Origin of the sequence: Streptomyces sp. NPDC050263, from assembly GCF_040655955.1 — a bacterium.
Classification (GTDB): Bacteria; Actinomycetota; Actinomycetes; order Streptomycetales; family Streptomycetaceae; genus Streptomyces.
Genome location: NZ_JBFAKW010000012.1, coordinates 1 through 16,130, shown reverse-complemented (window position 1 = coordinate 16,130; position 16,130 = coordinate 1). Strand labels below are relative to the sequence as shown.

Genomic DNA, 16,130 nt, shown 5'->3' with positions numbered 1-16,130 from the left:
GAGCCGTTCGACGCGGCGGGGCAGGCACTGCGCTGCGCCGCGTTCGTCCGGCTGGGCGGGGCACGGAGTTCCAGGAGGTGCGAGGACGGCTCATGTTCATCCCGCTCGTCCTCGCCCGGCGGGGACGGCTCAGCCCGCCAGCCGCAGTGCCGTCCCCGCCCTTCCCACCCGTACCGTCTGCCCCCACGTCAGCTCCACCGCGTCGCTCTCGATGCCGTCCCCGAAGGCGATGAGCCGCTCCGACTCCACGGTGAGGCTCAGCCGCCCGCCGGCCGCCAGCTCGCCCGCGACCAGCGAGGTACCGGTCGCGGGCGACGGCCACGCCTCCCGCACGAACCACACCAGTCGCTCCTCCGTCGGGCCCGGCAGCCGCAGGCCCCCGTCGCCCTTGCCACCGCCGCCCCGTTCCTGCCACACCGAACGGATCCACCCGGTCGCCCCCGTGCCCGTGCCCACCAGCACCCCGGAGGATGCCTGGGCCTCGACGACACCCCTGTCGTCGTCGAGGCCCAGGCGGTAGCGGGCGGTCTGGTGGCCGGGGGCGCCCAGGTAGATCTCGTTGAGGGCCAGCAGCCGCTGGGTGTCGTCGGCGACCGCCTCGACCATGGTCAGCTCGGTCATGCCGGTGCCGGCGGCGAGCACGGAGGGCAGGAGCACCCGGGCGTCCCCCGGCCGATGCCGCACCAGGACGCCCGGATTGCGGCCAGGATCCGTGTCGATGCCCAACACCGGCTGGCCCGCCAGGTACTTGGCGACGTTCGCCACCAGTCCGTCCTGGCCGACCACGACGATCACGTCCTTGGGCGCGAAGAGAAAGCGGTCCAAGTCCGCCCGCTCCAGCCTCGTCTGACGCCACGTCAACGGAATGGCCGCCGTGACCTCCGCCAGCGCCCGCCTCGTGCGGCGGTGGCGCTCGGCGACCTCCTCGATGTCCCGGCCCCGCGAGGAGAGGAAGAAGGCGGCCTGGCCGTGCGTGCCGTGCCGGGCCACCAACTCCTCGTACTCCGTGGTGCGATGGACCAGCACGGCCCGCGGGGCGAGACTCATTCCCGTTCCCCGCCGCCGAGCCTCGACAGGAGCCCGGTCAGGACGTCCGGCGAGATCGTCACACTGTCGATGTGCGGCAGATTCTCCGCGAGGCGCGTCCCGGTGAGGGCGTGCAGGGTCGCCACGTCGACGTCCCCGTGCACTCGCAGCCAGGCCGCCTGTGCCTGGGCCCGCGCCTCGCCGACCTCGCGCGCGGCCTCGGCCTCGGCGCGGGCGAGCTGGACCGAGCGGGTCGCTTCGGCCTCCGCGAGCCGGACCGTACGGGCTGCCTCGGCCTGGGCCAACCGTTCCGTGCGCTGCGCCTCGGCGTCCCCCAGCCGCACCTGCTTCGAGGCCTCCGCCTCCGCCAGCTTCACCGCCCGCGCGGCCTCCGCCTCCGCGAGCCGCACGCTCCGGCTCGCCTCCGCCTCCGCCCGCACCTTGTCAGCGGCCGCGCTCTCCTCCGCCTCACGACGGGTGTTGGTACCGCGCTGCTCGACCAACTGCTCCTCACGGCGGGCCAGTTCGATCTTGCTGGCGAGCTCGTTCTCGGCGATCGTCCGCTCCCGCTCGACCGCCACCGCCCGCCGCTCGTACGTCGCCCGGTCGGCCTCCTGCTGGATCTGCTCCCGGGCCGGCGTGCGCAGCGCCCGCTCCACCTCCGGCTCCGGACGCAGCGCGACGACCCGGACGGCGACGATCTCGATGCCGGTGGACGGCAGCCGCGGCTCCGCCGCCAACCCCGCCGCGACCCGTTCCCGGACCGCCGTCACACCGTCCACCAGCGCAGACGACAGTGACGTGCGCGCGAGGACGTCCAGCGCGTGCTGCTGTGCCGTCTCGGTCAGCAGGGTGCCGAGCTGCTCCAGGGGCGCGCTGCGCCACACCCCGGTGTCGGGGTCGACGGAGAAGTCGAGGCGGGCGGCGGCCACGGCCGGATCGCTGATCCGGTAGGTCACCGTCGCCTGCACCGTCACATCCTGGAAGTCGACCGTGCGGGCGTGGAAGGTCATGGCCAACTCCCGGTCGTCGACCGGAACTTCGGAGAGCGCGGCGCTCAGCGAACGGAACCAGAAGCTGAGTCCCGGCCCGTCGTGCACCAGCTTGCCGGAGCGGTGGTGGCGCACGTGCGCCGTCGGAGCTCCGCGCAGATGACGCCAGCCCAGGCGCCGCGTGATGTCGGCCATGAATGGACCCCCCTCGTCCCCATTTTTCGTCACTACGACGATAAGAAGACGATAGTCAGAAACGGTCTTGTCGTCAAGAGGACGAGAAGGGGGAGTGGCGCAAGCCCGCGAGCAGCCCCGGAAACAGGATCGGAGGCACCCCCGGAAACAGGATCGGAAGCACCCCCGGAAACAGGATCAGAGGCGGGCTCGGAAACAAGACTGTGCGGAAACGGTCCGGCGGCGGGTGAATGCGGTCTCCGATGGTCAGGATGGAGTCATGGGATTCCAAGTCGACTCCGAGGCCGGGCGGCTGCGCCGCGTCATCCTGCACCGGCCGGATCTCGAGCTCAAAAGGCTCACCCCCAGTAACAAGGACGCCCTTCTCTTCGACGATGTGCTGTGGGTGCGCCGGGCGCGCGCCGAGCATGACGGGTTCGCCGACGTGCTGCGCGATCGTGGCGTCGCCGTCCACCTCTTCGGCGACCTGCTCACCGAGGCCCTGGAGATCCCGGTGGCCAGAGCGCTCGTCCTGGACCGCGTCTTCGACGAGAAGGAGTACGGGGTGCTCGCCACCGATCATCTCCGTGCCGCCTTCGAGGCCCTCCCCGCTCCGGAACTCGTGGAGGCGCTCGTCGGCGGCATGACCAAGCGGGAGTTCCTGGAAGCGCATCCCGAGCCGACCTCCGTGCGCTTCCATGTGATGGACCTCGACGACTTCCTCCTCGACCCCCTCCCGAACCATCTCTTCACCCGGGACACCTCCGCCTGGATCTACGACGGCGTCGCCATCAATGCCATGCGCTGGCCGGCCAGGCAGCGCGAGACCGTCCACTTCGAGGCGATCTACCGGCACCACCCCCTCTTCCGTGGCGAAACGTTCCGCGTCTGGTCCGAGGGGCAGGCCGACTATCCGTCCACCATCGAGGGCGGCGACGTCCTCGTCATCGGCAACGGCGCCGTGCTGATCGGCATGAGCGAGCGCACCACCCCGCAGGCCGTCGAGATGCTCGCCCACAAGCTGTTCGCCGCGGGCTCCGCCGAGACCATCGTGGCCCTCGACATGCCCAAGCGGCGCGCCTTCATGCACCTGGACACGGTGATGACGATGGTCGACGCCGATGTCTTCACCCAGTACGCGGGCCTCGGCATGCTCCGCTCGTACACCATCGAACCGGGCGTCGGCGAGAAGGAGTTGAAGGTCACCGACCATCCGCCGGAGCACATGCACCGCGCGATCGCCGCCGCCCTCGGTCTCAGCGAGATCCGTGTGCTCACGGCCACCCAGGACGTCCACGCGGCAGAGCGTGAGCAGTGGGACGACGGCTGCAATGTCCTGGCCGTGGAGCCCGGTGTCGTCGTCGCTTACGAGCGCAACGTCACCACCAACACCCACCTGCGCAAACAGGGCGTCGAGGTGATCGAGATCCCGGGCAGTGAACTGGGCCGGGGGCGGGGCGGGCCGCGCTGTATGAGCTGTCCGGTCGAGCGGAGTGCCGTATAGGCGAAGGGAGTGAAGGAGGGTGTCTGTACGTACGGATGCCTTACGAACAAGTGTCTGTATAAAAATGCCGAGCTTCGTATAGACTTCCGAGGGTCCCTGTCACTGCAGTCACACCTCGCACTGCATTTCGTCACCGCACTTCTGGAGCGCCCCATGGCGACAGTCCCGACCGCCCTCGCCGGCCGCCATTTCCTCAAGGAGCTGGACTTCACGGAGGAGGAGTTCCGCGGCCTGATCGAACTGGCCGCCGAACTGAAGGCCGCCAAGAAGGCCGGGACCGAGGTTCAGTACCTGAGCCGGAAGAACATCGCGCTGATCTTCGAGAAGACCTCGACGCGCACCCGTTGCGCGTTCGAGGTCGCCGCCGCCGACCAAGGCGCCTCGACCACCTATCTCGACCCCTCCGGCTCGCAGATCGGCCACAAGGAGTCCGTGAAGGACACCGCGCGCGTGCTGGGCCGGATGTACGACGGCATCGAGTACCGCGGGGACAGCCAGCAAAAGGTCGAGGAACTCGCCGCGCACGCGGGTGTCCCCGTCTACAACGGTCTCACCGACGACTGGCACCCCACCCAGATGCTCGCCGAGGTGCTGACCATGATCGAGCACTGCGAGAAACCGCTTACGGACATCGCTTTCGCCTACCTCGGCGACGCCCGCTTCAACATGGGCAACTCCTACCTGGTCACCGGCGCCCTGCTCGGCATGGACGTGCGCATCGTCGCCCCGAAGGCCTACTGGCCCGCCCAGGAGGTCGTCGACCGGGCCCGCGAGCTCGCCGCGACCAGCGGGGCCCGGGTCACGCTCACCGAGTCACTGACGGAGGGCGTGCTCGGCGCCGACTTCGTCGCCACCGACGTATGGGTCTCCATGGGCGAGCCCAAGGAGGTGTGGGACGAGCGGATCGCCGCCCTCGGCCCGTACGCGGTGACCATGGACGTCCTGCGGGCCACCGGCAATCCCGAGGTCAAGTTCATGCACTGCCTCCCGGCCTTCCACGACCTCGACACCAAGGTCGGCCGGGAGATCCACGAGCGCCACGGTCTGGACTCCCTGGAAGTGACGGACGAGGTCTTCGAGTCCGCCCACTCGGTCGTCTTCGACGAGGCGGAGAACCGGCTGCACACGATCAAGGCCGTGCTGGTCGCCACCCTGGGCTGACCGTCCGCGGGCCGGAAACCGGTCTCACAACGAACGCGGACGCCACTGCGGCGGAACCGCGGCCAGCCTGAACCACACCGCCTTGCCCTGTTCCGTGGGCCGGTGCCCGCAGGACGAGCTGAGGGCGCGGATCAGCAGCAGCCCGCGCCCGTGCTCCTGCCAGGGGTCGGGCTCCTCGCCGGACGGCCGGGTCAGGTCGCCGGGCGGCACCGGGTCGGGGTCGTGCACCTCGACCTGGCAGCCGGTCGGCTGCAGCTCCACCACCAGCTCTATGGGGGCGTCCCCGGCGGTGTGCTCCACGGCGTTCGCCACCAGCTCTGCGGTGAGCAGCTCCGCGGTGTCGCTGTCCGCCCCGTGCTTCAGCTCGGCCAGCGCCGTACGGACCAGAGCGCGCGCCACCGGCACGGCCGCGGCGGAGTGCGGCAGTGCGATACGCCAGGAGGCGGCCGAATCGGTGGGGCGTTCGTGCAAGGTGAGTCCGTTCATGGCGCAGGTTCCTGTGATCGACATCAGGCGGTCCTGCTTTCAACTTTAGGAATGGTACGGCGGCCTCCGGCGAGGCGCTCAGTGGGTGCCGCACGGGACTGTCGGTCCCGCTACCGGATGGCTTACCCGGGTGAACGGTCCCACTCGCGCACCTGATCCCGTTGTTACCGCGTTATTGACGACCGGTGACGTGTGTGACGGGGGCATGCCGTGCGGTGACATCTCATCCCGTGACATGCGGTTGCACAGCGATTCTGCCCGGCCGGGCTATCGCGCACTCATGACGACAGTCACGAGAGGGTGATAACTTCGAAGGTGACTGTCGAGGAGGCCGCCCTGATGAGTCCCTTCACCGGCTCCGCCGCCCGCACCTCCGACTGGAGCCATCTGCGCGTCGAGCAGACCGACGGCATCGCCACCGTCACCCTGGCCCGTCCCGAGAAACTCAACGCCCTCACCTTCGGCGCCTACGCCGACCTGCGCGACCTGCTCGCCGAGCTGTCCCGGGAGCGGTCGGTCCGCGCCCTGGTGCTGTCCGGCGAAGGCCGCGGTTTCTGCTCGGGGGGAGACGTCGACGAGATCATCGGCGCCACCCTAGGCATGGACACCGCCCAGCTCCTCGACTTCAACCGGATGACCGGCCAGGTCGTGCGGGCCGTACGGGAGTGCCCGTTCCCGGTGATCGCGGCCGTGCAGGGAGTCGCGGCGGGGGCCGGCGCGGTCCTCGCCCTGGCCGCGGACTTCCGGGTCGCCGACCCCAGCGCCCGCTTCGCGTTCCTCTTCACCCGCGTCGGTCTCTCCGGCGGGGACATGGGCGCCGCCTACCTCCTGCCCCGGGTCGTCGGCCTCGGCCACGCCACCCGGCTGCTCATGCTCGGCGAACCGGTCCGCGCCCCCGAGGCCGAGCGGATCGGCCTGATCAGCGAACTGACCGAGGAGGGCCGGGCCGACGAACGCGCCCAGGAGCTCGCCCGCCGCCTGGCCGACGGCCCCGCACTGGCGTACGCCCAGACGAAGGCGCTGCTGACGGCCGAGCTGGACATGCCGCTGGCGGCAGCGGTCGAACTGGACGCCGCCACCCAGGCTCTGCTCATGAACGGCGAGGACTACGCCGAGTTCCACGCGGCGTTCACGGAGAAGCGACCTCCCAAATGGAGGGGGCGATGAGTGTGCCGACTCAAGGGACGACGAACCAGCCCCTGCAAGTCGCGATCATCGGCGGCGGCCCCGGCGGACTGTACGCCGCGGCGTTGCTGAAACGGCTCGACCCGTCCCGGGAGATAACCCTCTGGGAACGCAACGCTCCCGACGACACCTTCGGTTTCGGGGTGGTTCTCTCCGACGAGACCCTGGGCGGCATCGAACACGCCGACCCGGTCGTCTACGCGGCTCTCCAACGGGACTTCGTCCGCTGGGACGACATAGACATCGTCCACCGCGGCGTCCGCCACACCTCCTCAGGACACGGCTTCGCCGCCCTGGGCCGGCGCAGGCTCCTGGAGATCCTGCACGAACGCTGCCGCTCCCTCGGCGTCGACCTGCGCTTCCACGTGGAGGCGCCGTACCCCGCATGGCTGGCGGAGAAGTACGACCTCGTCATCGCCGCGGACGGCGTGCACAGCACGACCCGTGAGGCGTACGCGCATGTTTTCCGGCCCCGCGTGGTCAGCCACCGCTGCCGTTACATATGGCTCGCCGCCGACTTCGCTTTCGACGCCTTCCGCTTCGAGATCGCCGAGACCGAGCACGGCGTGATGCAGCTGCACGGTTACCCGTATTCCCGCCCGTCGCCCGACCACCACCCCTCGACGAGGCCCTCCGGGCCGCAGCGTCAGTTCGACGCCTCCACGGTGATCGTCGAGATGCGCGAAGAGGTCTGGCGGGCAACCGGTTTCGACGAACTCGACGAGCGGGAGTCGGTCGAGCGCTGCGCCAAGATCTTCGCGGACGCGCTCGGCGGACGTCCTCTCAAGTCCAACGACTCCACCTGGACCACGTTCCGCACGGTCGTCAACGAGCGTTGGTCGCACGACAACATCGTCCTGCTGGGCGACGCCGCGCACACCGCCCACTTCTCCATCGGCTCCGGCACCAAACTCGCCGTCGAGGACGCGCTCGCGTTGGCCGCCTGCCTGGAGGAACACCCCGATCTCCCAACGGCGTTGACCGCCTACGAAGAGGAGCGCAGGCCTGTCGTCGCCTCCACCCAGCGGGCCGCCCGCGCCAGCCTGGAGTGGTTCGAGAACCTCGGCCTCTACCTCGATCAGCCGCCCCGAAGGTTCGCCTTCAACCTGCTCACCCGCAGCCGCCGCGTCACCCATGACAACCTCCGGCTGCGCGACCCGCACTTCACCGAGGCCGTGGAGCGGGAGTTCGGCTGCCCGCCCGGGACGCCCCCGATGTTCACCCCGTTCCGGCTGCGGGGCCTGACCCTGCGCAACCGCGTCGTCGTCTCGCCCATGGACATGTACTCGGCGGTGGACGGTCTCCCCGGCGACTTCCACCTCGTCCACCTCGGCGCCCGCGCTCTCGGCGGGGCGGGGCTGGTGATGACCGAGATGGTGTGCGTGTCCCCCGAGGGACGCATCACCCCCGGCTGCACCGGCATCTACACCGCCCGGCAGGCCGACGGCTGGCGGCGGATCACCGACTTCGTGCACGAGAGGGCCCCGGGCACAGCGATCGGCGTCCAGCTCGGCCACTCCGGGCGCAAGGGATCCACAAAGCTGATGTGGGAGGGCATGGACGAGCCCCTGCCCGACGGCAACTGGCCGCTCGTGGCCGCCTCCCCACTGCCCTACAAGCCGGAAAGCCAGGTGCCCCGCGAACTGACCCGAGCCGAACTCACCGACCTGCGCGAGCAGTTCACCTCCGCAGCCTCGCGGGCCGCCCGCTCCGGCTTCGACCTGCTCGAACTGCACTGCGCACACGGCTACTTGCTGTCCGGCTTCCTCTCCCCGCTGACCAACCGCCGCACCGACGCCTACGGAGGCTCACTCGCCGAACGGCTGCGCTTCCCGCTCGAGGTCTTCGACGCGGTCCGCGAAGTGTGGCCGGCGGAACGGCCGATGACCGTGCGCATCTCCGCCACCGACTGGGCAGAGGGCGGGACTTCGGCCGACGACGCCGTCGAGATGGCCTGTGCCTTCGCCGAGCACGGTGCCGACGCGATCGACGTGTCGACCGGACAGGTGGTGGCCGAGGAACGGCCCGACTTCGGACGCTCGTACCAGACGCCGTTCGCGGACCGTATCCGGCACGAGGTGGGCGTCCCGGTGATCGCGGTCGGTGCGATCTCCTCCTGGGACGACGTCAACTCGCTGATCCTGGCAGGCCGCACCGATCTCTGCGCGCTCGCCCGGCCCCACCTCCACGACCCCAACTGGACCCTGCACGCGGCGGCCGAGCAGGGCTATGCCGGCCCGGGCGTCGACTGGCCGACGCCCTACCGGGCAGGCAGCCGACCCCCGCGCACCGGACGCACCGACGCCCCCAAACCCCGCCTGACACTTATGAGTTGAGATCCGCCATCCCGACGGTCGGCGTCCCGATGAAGGAGCCTTTCCGCAGTCGTCGCCCTCATACCAGCCCTCGTTCCGCCGGCACCGCGTACACCGCGTCCGCGGATTCCAGCGGCGTCCGCTCGTGCGTCGTGAGCACGAGGGCGGGGTCGACCGGCGCCTCGTACGGGTCGTCGACTCCGGTGAGCCCGGTCAGCTCGCCCGCGGCCTGCCGGGCGTGGAGGCCCTTCACGTCCCGCGCGCTGCACACCTCGACCGGGGTCGCGACATGCACCTCGATGTACGGCGTCCCGCTTTTCTCGTGCCGCAGGCGCACCGCCTCGCGGCTGTCGGCGTAGGGCGCGACGACGGGGACGACCGACAGGACGCCGTTGCGTGCCAGGACATCCGAGACGAGGCCGATGCGCTGCACGTCGGTGTTGCGGTCGGCGCGCGAGAAACCGAGTCAGGCGGAGAGGAAACGGCGTGACTCGTCGCCGTCGAGGAGCTCCACGCGGTGCCCCTCGGACCGCAGCCGGTCGCCCAGGAAACGGGCGATCGTCGTCTTTCCCGCGCTCGGCAGTCCCGTGAGCCGGACGGTGGCCCCTTGAGCCCTCGGGGTGATGGCCCTTGGCGTGGTGCTCATGCGCGACTGTCCTCTTTCCTCACCGGCGGACAACCCGTCGAACGGTAGGCAGGGAAGCTGAGAGGAGCGGTCCAGGAACCTGGGGTTTGACTGAGCGGCGCGCCCGGTGCTCAGGAGATGACGCGGCGGGCGCCGGAGCTCAGGGGCCCGGCGCTCTTGAGCAGGCTCACACCCCGGCGAACTCCGCCCCCGCGTCCCGCAGTCGCTCGTGCAGCTCGTGGAACACGGCCGCCGACCGGGTGCCCGGCCAGTCCGCAGGCAGCAGCCGGGCGGGCAGGCCCGGGTCCGTGTAGGGCAGGTGACGCCAGGAGTCCAGGGCGAGGAGGTAGTCGCGGTAGGCCTCCTGCGGCGGGGTGTCCGACCGCTGCTGCCAGGCGTGCAGTACGCGCGCGTGGCGGTCGAGGAACGTCTCGTGCTCCTTGGCGATGGCCGCCAGGTCCCACCAGCGGGCGACGGCCTCGACGGTCGGCGCGAAACCCAGATGCTCGCCGCGGAAGAGGTCGACGTACGGATCGAGGCGCAGGCGGCGCAGGGTGTGCCGGGTCTCGTCGTGCAGCCGTGCCGGCGCGATCCACACCCCGGGCGCCGCCGTGCCGAAGCCCAGCCCGGCGAGCCGGGACCGCAGTACGTGCCGCTTCTGCCGCTCCGACTCCGGGACGGAGAACACCGCCAGTACCCAGCCGTCGTCCGCGGGAGGCGTCGTGGTGTAGATGCGCCGGTCGCCGTCGTCGAGCAACTGCCGTGCCTCGTCGGAGAGTTCGTAGCCGGCCGAGCCCTGCGCCGTACGGGCCGGCAGCAGCAGTCCGCGTCGCTTGAGCCTGGACACCGAGGAGCGTACGGAGGGCGCGTCGACGCCGACGGCGGCGAGCAGCCGGATCAGCTCGGCGACGGGCACCGGGCCCGGCGCGAAGCGGCCGTACGCGCCGTAGAGCGTGACGATGAGAGACCGAGGTGCGGGCTGATCGGACACGTTGATCATCTTAGGTCTTCGACATCAGTGCTGGTCACCATCGGTGTAACCGCTTGCACGCAACCTGAATCTCTGCAGCTTCCCGGTCGCGGTGCGCGGCAGCGCGTCCAGCAGGACGAACTCGCGCGGACACTTGTACGGTGCCAGTTCCTCCTTGAGGAAGGCGCGCAACGCCTCCGTGTCGCGCCGGGCGCCCTCCCGCAGCACGGCGAACGCGACGACCGCCTGCCCCCGGCGCTCGTCGGGCCGGCCCACGACCGCCGCCTCGACCACGTCCGGGTGGCGCAGCAGCGCCTCCTCGACCTCGGGGCCTGCGATGTTGTACCCGGCCGAGATGATCATGTCGTCGGCGCGGGCGACATAGCGGAAGTAGCCGTCGGCCTCGCGGATGTAGGTGTCGCCGGTGATGTTCCAGCCGTCGCGCACGTACTGCTGTTGTCGCGGGTCGGCGAGGTAGCGGCAGCCGATCGGGCCGCGCACGGCGAGCAGTCCCGGCTCGCCGTCGGGCACGGGTGCGCCGTCCGCGTCCTGCACGCGCGCGTGCCAGCCGGGGACAGGGACGCCGGTGCTGCCGGGGCGGACCTGTTCGTCGGCGGCGGAGATGAAGATGTGGAGCAGTTCGGTGGCGCCGATGCCGTTGATCAGCCGCAGTCCGGTCCGCTCGTACCAGGAGTGCCAGGTGGCGGCGGGCAGGTTCTCGCCGGCGGAGACGCAGCGCCGCAGCGACGACACGTCGTGGGCGTCGACGTCTCCAGGGGCGCCGAGGTCGGCCAGCATCGCGCGGTAGGCGGTGGGCGCTGTGAACAGCACGGTGACCCGGTGCTCGGCGATCGTGGGCAACAGCTGTCGGGGGCCCGCCTGTTCGAGCAGCAGCGCACTGGCGCCGGCCCGCATCGGGAAGACGACGAGTCCGCCGAGGCCGAAGGTGAATCCGAGCGGGGGACTGCCGGCGAAGACATCGTCGGGAAGCGGTTTCAGCACATGTCGCGAGAACGTGTCGGCGATCGCCAACACGTCCCGGTGGAAGTGCAGACATCCCTTCGGACGGCCGGTGGTGCCGGAGGTGAACGCGATCAGCGCAACGTCGTCGGAAGCGGTTTCGACAGCTTCGTACGGCTCGGCCGGCGCGGGCCGGTTCAGCAGGTCGTCGGCGGAGTCACCCCCGTACGTCGTGATCCGCAGCCCGGCCATCTCCGCCTTGGCGAGGTCGTCGACGGCCCTGACGTCGCACAGGGCATGCTGCACGTGCGCGATCTCGCACATGGTGCGCAGCTCGTTCGGCCGCTGTTGGGCCAGGACGGTGACCGCGATCGCGCCCGCCTTCAGCACCGCCAGCCAGCAGGCCGCGAGCCACGGCGTGGTGGGCCCGCGCAGCAGCACCCGGTTGCCGGGGACGACCCCGAGGCCGCCGGTGAGCACATGCGCGATCCGGTCGACACGGGCGCGCAGCTCCCCGTAAGTCCAGGACGGTCCGGCGAGGGTGTGGAACACCGGCCGGTCGGGGGTGGCGTGGTCGAGCAGCTCGGCGGCGCAGTTCACCCGTTCGGGGTAGTCCAGTTCGGGCAGCTCGAAGCGCAGCTCGGGCCACTCGCCGGGCGGCGGGAGGTGATCGCGCGCGAAGGTGTCGACGTGGGCCGAGACGTTCATGGGCGTTCAACCCCTTGCCTGGAGGGACTGTCCGGCTGGGCGTCGTAGCAGGCTCGCGCAACGAGCGTATCGCGTTGGTGACGACAGTCAACGGTACGCGATACCGTCGAAGGGCGGTGGGGATGTACAGGCGGCGGTACAGGGCGGCGGTACAGGACCGACACGGCGCACGGATACGGCAGAGGGGACAGGCGATGCCCGCATTCTCGCTCGAACCGGCACAGACCGCCTGGTGTGCGGAGTTGCGCACGCTGGCCGCCGACCGGCTGCGCCCGCTCGCCGAGAAGGGCGAACCGGGCCGCGTCAACCGTCCGCTCGTCGCCGAACTCGGCCGACTCGGCCTGTCGGCCCGACTGTTCACCTCGGGCGCCGTCGACCTCTGCCTGATGCGCGAGTCCCTCGCGTACGCCTGCACGGAGGCGGAGACCGCCCTCGCGCTGCAAGGGCTGGGCGCTCATCCGGTCCACGCGCACGGCACCCCGGCCCAACGGGAGCGCTGGCTGCCGGGCGTCGCCGACGGCAGCGCGGTGGCCGCGTTCGCGCTGAGCGAGCCGGGCGCGGGCTCGGACGCGGCGGCGCTGTCACTGGCCGCCGAACGGGACGGCCCGGACGTCCGCGGCTGGCGGCTCACCGGTGAGAAACGCTGGATCTCGAACGCGCCCGAGGCCGATTTCTATACCGTTTTCGCGCGTACGACCCCCGGGGCGGGATCCCGTGGCGTAACCGCTTTCCTCGTTCCCGCCGACCGCCCCGGTCTCACCGGCTCGGCCCTCGACATGCTCTCCCCGCATCCCATCGGCGCTCTCCGTTTCGACGCCGTACCGGTCACGGCGGACGATGTGATCGGGGAGGCCGACCGCGGCTTCCGGGTCGCCATGGGCACGCTCAATCTGTTCCGCCCCAGCGTCGGCGCCTTCGCCGTCGGCATGGCACAGGCCGCCCTCGACGCCACCCTCGCCCACACCGCCGAACGAGACGCGTTCGGCGGCAAGTTGAGGGACCTTCAGGTGGTCGCCCACCAGGTCGCCGAGATGGCCCTGCGTACCGAGGCGGCCCGTCTGATGGTCCATGCGGCCGCGACGGCGTACGACGACGGCGCGCCGGACGTCCCGAAACGCGTCGCGATGGCCAAGCTGCTCGCCACCGAGACCGCGCAGTACGTCGTCGACACGGCCGTCCAACTCCACGGCGCGCGGGCGCTGCGCCGCGGCCATCTCCTCGAACACCTCTACCGCGAGGTGCGCGCACCGCGCATCTACGAGGGGGCCAGCGAGGTCCAACGCGGCATCATCGCCCGGGAGCTGTACACGGAGCACGCCAAGGACGCCGAGGATGCCGAGCACGTCGACCTGGAGGCCAGGTGACCACCCAGCGCGTCAACCCGCCCGAACTCTCCCCTCCCACCGGCTTCTCCCACGCCGTCGTCGCCACCGGCAGCCGGATCGTCTTCCTCGCCGGCCAGACCGCGCTGGACGTCGACGGAAAGGTCGTGGGGGAGACGCTGCCCCAGCAGTTCGCGCAGGCGCTCGCCAACCTGCTGGCCGCGCTGACGGCGGCGGGCGGCACGGCATCGGACCTGGCGCGCGTCACGGTCTACGTCACGGACGTCGCCGCGTATCGGGAGCACGCTGCCGAACTGGGCCGAATCTGGCGGGAGTCGGCGGGCCGGGAGTACCCGGCGATGGCAGTCGTCGGCATCGTACGACTCTGGGACGAGCAGGCCCTCGTCGAGCTGGACGGGTTCGCGGTGCTGGATCGGTGAGGCGGCCTGCCGGCGGGGTTGCGTGACCGGGATGCGCGGCCGGGCCCGGTGACGGCGATGCGGCTTGCGGGCTCGGGCACCGACAAGCACGGCCCGGATTCGTGGCGGCGATGCATGGACGGCGTCCGGGGCGGGGATCCGTACCAGCGATCAGCCGAGCAGGTGACAGGCGACAGCGGTCGGGCTCGGCGATGGGGCTCGGTGATCGGGCTCGGTGATCGGGATCAGGCCGCGACGGCCAGCCGCTGCGCGGTCACCCGGTGCGGGTCCACTACGCGGCCGTCGGGGAGGAGTTCGCCGGAGTCGTCGAAGACGATCGTGCCGTCGCACAGCAGGTTCCAGCCCTGCTCGGGGTGGGCGGCGACGATGTGCACGGGGTGAGCGTCGGGGAGCTGGTGGGAACACATGGCGCACCTCCACGTCGGTGGGGTCGGCCGTCCGGTCGGCCCGCATGCTTAGACCATGCGCCCGCCCCGGAGCCACCGCCAGGGGGCGCCAGAAAGCGTGACAGCACCAGGACAACTCCAGGACCGTTCGCCGACGACCGGTGCGGACTCGCCACCGAAGGAGTGACGGTCACCGTCCAGCGTGCGCCCGCCCGGTACCAGTGGAGGCCCCCACAACTGGAGGTTCTTCCATGTCGTTGCGCCCTGTCCTGTCCGCGGCCGTCGGTGCCGCCCTGTTCCTGCTGGCCGCCCCGGCGGTCACCGTCGCGGCCCCGGCCGAGTCCGTCACCGTCGACGCGGTCGGCCGTATCGCCTCCGACGGCACTGTCACGCTGTCCGGCACATATCGCTGCATCGGCGACACGGGCCCCGTCTTCGTCAGCTCCTCCGTCCGGCAGAACTCCGGGAACACCCGGCACGGCATCGGCGGCACCCGCGCTGTGTGCGACGGCGCCGAGCACGCCTGGCGGAACACCGGCAAGGTCGCCTCGGGCGACCTCGAACCCGGCGTGGCCCACGTCGAGGCCACGCTGATGGAACTCCGCCCCGAGGGCGGCCTGCCCCTGCCCCGCTTCCACGCGGTACAGGAGCGGGACATCACGCTCGCCGAGGGCTGAGCGGCCGGACGGGACGCGGTGTCGTCCGACACCGCGTCCCGGTCGGCGGACCGAGTGGAGTCCTCCAGCCGCGCCCGCCCGCGGTGCCGCACCCAGCCACGTGTCCGAGCTCGTCGCGCACGCCCGAAGGCGGCTGACGACCAGGTACGCCGACTGCGTGCACCGGCCGACTCCGCCGGACGGAGTCGGGGTGACCCCCTTCGCGACCGACGGCACACCGACCTGCCCGGGTCGCCGAAACCTGCCGAAACGGGCAGCTGCGGGGTGCTCACCCGCACGCGTGGCCCTTCGGGCCCTCGTGCTCCTGCCCGCTGGTGCAGCCGAAAATCCGAGGGGCGTTCCGCCGACGCGGCTACGGCCGACCGTAGACGTCTGCCGATCCGCCCCCACGACCGCTGCGTGGGGGCGCGGCTCCCGGGAAACAGATCCAGAAAGCGCTCGACGAGCGTCGGCCCCGTGTGTCTGTGAGGCGTCCGCGAGGTCCTGGCAGCAGCCTGTCGTGCCGAAGAGGGCGGAGGCCGGCCGGGGCACCGGCTGCATGGGTGACGCGCGGTCAGAAAAGCGCCGGCGGCGCCCACACCGTCTTTCCGGGTGTGTTCACACGCGGCTTGGTCCCCCACTCGTCGGCCAGCGCCGCGACCAGCATCAGGCCCCTGCCGGACTCGGCGCCGCAGGGCCGTTCGTCGAGGGAGAGTGGCGGTACGCGTTCCGCGCGAGTGTCCGACACTTCTCGCGCAGTTCGCCGCTGGTGCCGGTGAGCCGTGCCCCGAAGTCCCTTCCGGGCACGTGGCCGCCAACGCTGCCCGGCGAACCCTGAGCTGCCCAGGTCCGACGCGCACACAACGAGACGCCGTGGGCGACGGTGGACTGCGTGTACGCGGCGGTGGTGCGGCAGAGAGTGCCTGGATCTGCTCCTGTACTCCCTCAGCAGCTTGTTGAGGTCGCAGATCTTGTCCACGTCGCCTTGGGCAGAGGATCGCTGCTGTTGAAGTGGGTCTGCTTCAGAGGCGGCGCGCGATGTGGCGATGCGGATGGCCTTCTCCCTGTGGACGAGGCGGAACTGATCGCAAGGCGCGGACGGATGTGACACGCGACGGGGGCCGTGGGCCTAGGGGGCTTCTGATGGATCTCCGTGGGAGAAGGAGCGGCGTTCGGTGCGTGCTCTCGGTGTGCCGGGCGAGAGTCCTCGTAGCGGAGCT

At 70.9% G+C, this 16,130-nt stretch carries 13 protein-coding genes and 1 pseudogene; 7 read left to right on the top strand and 7 right to left on the bottom strand.

All coding sequences use genetic code 11. The annotated features are described in order from the left end of the window. Nucleotides 1-129 precede the first annotated feature (129 nt). A complete protein-coding gene (locus AB0J04_RS07890) occupies nucleotides 130-1,047 on the bottom strand; it encodes a hypothetical protein (protein WP_363167486.1) in 918 nt (305 codons plus the stop codon). Continuing rightward, nucleotides 1,044-2,213 carry an SPFH domain-containing protein gene (locus tag AB0J04_RS07885; RefSeq protein WP_363167485.1) on the bottom strand — a complete coding sequence of 390 codons (1,170 nt, stop codon included), beginning with the start codon at nucleotides 2,211-2,213 and terminating at the stop codon, nucleotides 1,044-1,046. Before AB0J04_RS07885 ends, AB0J04_RS07890 begins: the two co-directional genes overlap by 4 nt. Before the next feature lie 259 nt (nucleotides 2,214-2,472). Between AB0J04_RS07885 and AB0J04_RS07880 the strand changes: the two genes are divergently transcribed. Beyond that, nucleotides 2,473-3,696: an arginine deiminase gene (locus AB0J04_RS07880; protein WP_363167484.1), complete on the top strand. Its 1,224-nt coding sequence runs from the start codon at nucleotides 2,473-2,475 to the stop codon at nucleotides 3,694-3,696. 153 nt (nucleotides 3,697-3,849) lie between these two features. Continuing rightward, entirely contained in the window at nucleotides 3,850-4,857 is a 1,008-nt protein-coding gene (gene argF, locus AB0J04_RS07875) for an ornithine carbamoyltransferase (RefSeq protein ID WP_363167483.1), read from the top strand. 24 nt (nucleotides 4,858-4,881) lie between these two features. Here argF and AB0J04_RS07870 read toward each other — a convergent pair whose 3' ends face one another. Further along, nucleotides 4,882-5,343 carry an ATP-binding protein gene (locus AB0J04_RS07870; RefSeq protein ID WP_363167482.1) on the bottom strand — a complete coding sequence of 154 codons (462 nt, stop codon included), beginning with the start codon at nucleotides 5,341-5,343 and terminating at the stop codon, nucleotides 4,882-4,884. Nucleotides 5,344-5,682: 339 nt separating this feature from the next. On the opposite strand from AB0J04_RS07870, the gene AB0J04_RS07865 reads away from it, so the two are divergent. Further along, a complete protein-coding gene (locus AB0J04_RS07865; RefSeq protein ID WP_363167481.1) occupies nucleotides 5,683-6,510 on the top strand; it encodes an enoyl-CoA hydratase family protein in 828 nt (275 codons plus the stop codon). Beyond that, nucleotides 6,507-8,864: a bifunctional salicylyl-CoA 5-hydroxylase/oxidoreductase gene (locus AB0J04_RS07860; RefSeq protein ID WP_363167480.1), complete on the top strand. Its 2,358-nt coding sequence runs from the start codon at nucleotides 6,507-6,509 to the stop codon at nucleotides 8,862-8,864. Before AB0J04_RS07865 ends, AB0J04_RS07860 begins: the two co-directional genes overlap by 4 nt. Nucleotides 8,865-8,922: 58 nt before the next feature. Here AB0J04_RS07860 and cysC read toward each other — a convergent pair. The 3 genes and pseudogenes from cysC to AB0J04_RS07845 form a co-directional block, all read right to left on the bottom strand. Further along, nucleotides 8,923-9,489: pseudogene (cysC, locus tag AB0J04_RS07855) on the bottom strand (adenylyl-sulfate kinase). A 166-nt stretch (nucleotides 9,490-9,655) separates the two neighbouring features. Next, nucleotides 9,656-10,468, bottom strand: coding sequence for a PaaX family transcriptional regulator C-terminal domain-containing protein (locus tag AB0J04_RS07850; protein ID WP_363167479.1), 813 nt, complete (start codon nucleotides 10,466-10,468; stop codon nucleotides 9,656-9,658). Between the two features lie 15 nt (nucleotides 10,469-10,483). Further along, on the bottom strand, nucleotides 10,484-12,106 hold the full coding sequence (locus tag AB0J04_RS07845) for an AMP-binding protein (RefSeq protein ID WP_363167478.1): 1,623 nt from the start codon (nucleotides 12,104-12,106) through the stop codon (nucleotides 10,484-10,486). A gap of 194 nt (nucleotides 12,107-12,300) precedes the next feature. Between AB0J04_RS07845 and AB0J04_RS07840 the strand changes: the two genes are divergently transcribed. Together AB0J04_RS07840 and AB0J04_RS07835 are read left to right on the top strand one after the other, a co-directional pair. Continuing rightward, nucleotides 12,301-13,470: an acyl-CoA dehydrogenase family protein gene (locus AB0J04_RS07840; protein WP_363167477.1), complete on the top strand. Its 1,170-nt coding sequence runs from the start codon at nucleotides 12,301-12,303 to the stop codon at nucleotides 13,468-13,470. Further along, complete coding sequence (locus tag AB0J04_RS07835; protein ID WP_363167476.1) at nucleotides 13,467-13,868, top strand: RidA family protein; 402 nt, start codon at nucleotides 13,467-13,469, stop codon at nucleotides 13,866-13,868. The genes AB0J04_RS07840 and AB0J04_RS07835 overlap by 4 nt, the downstream gene beginning before the upstream one ends. A gap of 224 nt (nucleotides 13,869-14,092) precedes the next feature. Here the strand turns inward: AB0J04_RS07835 and AB0J04_RS07830 are convergent, their stop codons facing one another. Further along, nucleotides 14,093-14,275 (bottom strand): DUF5999 family protein, encoded by a 183-nt coding sequence (locus AB0J04_RS07830; RefSeq protein WP_363167475.1) that lies wholly within the window; start codon nucleotides 14,273-14,275, stop codon nucleotides 14,093-14,095. Nucleotides 14,276-14,505: 230 nt separating this feature from the next. Here AB0J04_RS07830 and AB0J04_RS07825 point away from each other — a divergent pair, with 230 nt between their 5' ends. Next, a complete protein-coding gene (locus tag AB0J04_RS07825) occupies nucleotides 14,506-14,931 on the top strand; it encodes a DUF6299 family protein (RefSeq protein ID WP_363167474.1) in 426 nt (141 codons plus the stop codon). The last annotated feature ends 1,199 nt before the right edge of the window (nucleotides 14,932-16,130 follow it).

Excerpts from the sequence above, each read along its gene's own strand:
- AB0J04_RS07890 (WP_363167486.1), bottom strand. The coding sequence starts at position 1,047 with ATGAGTCTCGCCCCGCGGGCCGTGCTGGTCCATCGCACCACGGAGTAC.
- AB0J04_RS07885 (WP_363167485.1), bottom strand. The coding sequence starts at position 2,213 with ATGGCCGACATCACGCGGCGCCTGGGCTGGCGTCATCTGCGCGGAGCT.
- AB0J04_RS07880 (WP_363167484.1), top strand. The coding sequence starts at position 2,473 with ATGGGATTCCAAGTCGACTCCGAGGCCGGGCGGCTGCGCCGCGTCATC.
- argF (WP_363167483.1), top strand. The coding sequence starts at position 3,850 with ATGGCGACAGTCCCGACCGCCCTCGCCGGCCGCCATTTCCTCAAGGAG.
- AB0J04_RS07870 (WP_363167482.1), bottom strand. The coding sequence starts at position 5,343 with ATGAACGGACTCACCTTGCACGAACGCCCCACCGATTCGGCCGCCTCC.
- AB0J04_RS07865 (WP_363167481.1), top strand. The coding sequence starts at position 5,683 with ATGAGTCCCTTCACCGGCTCCGCCGCCCGCACCTCCGACTGGAGCCAT.
- AB0J04_RS07860 (WP_363167480.1), top strand. The coding sequence starts at position 6,507 with ATGAGTGTGCCGACTCAAGGGACGACGAACCAGCCCCTGCAAGTCGCG.
- AB0J04_RS07850 (WP_363167479.1), bottom strand. The coding sequence starts at position 10,468 with ATGATCAACGTGTCCGATCAGCCCGCACCTCGGTCTCTCATCGTCACG.
- AB0J04_RS07845 (WP_363167478.1), bottom strand. The coding sequence starts at position 12,106 with ATGAACGTCTCGGCCCACGTCGACACCTTCGCGCGCGATCACCTCCCG.
- AB0J04_RS07840 (WP_363167477.1), top strand. The coding sequence starts at position 12,301 with ATGCCCGCATTCTCGCTCGAACCGGCACAGACCGCCTGGTGTGCGGAG.
- AB0J04_RS07830 (WP_363167475.1), bottom strand. The coding sequence starts at position 14,275 with ATGTGTTCCCACCAGCTCCCCGACGCTCACCCCGTGCACATCGTCGCC.
- AB0J04_RS07825 (WP_363167474.1), top strand. The coding sequence starts at position 14,506 with ATGTCGTTGCGCCCTGTCCTGTCCGCGGCCGTCGGTGCCGCCCTGTTC.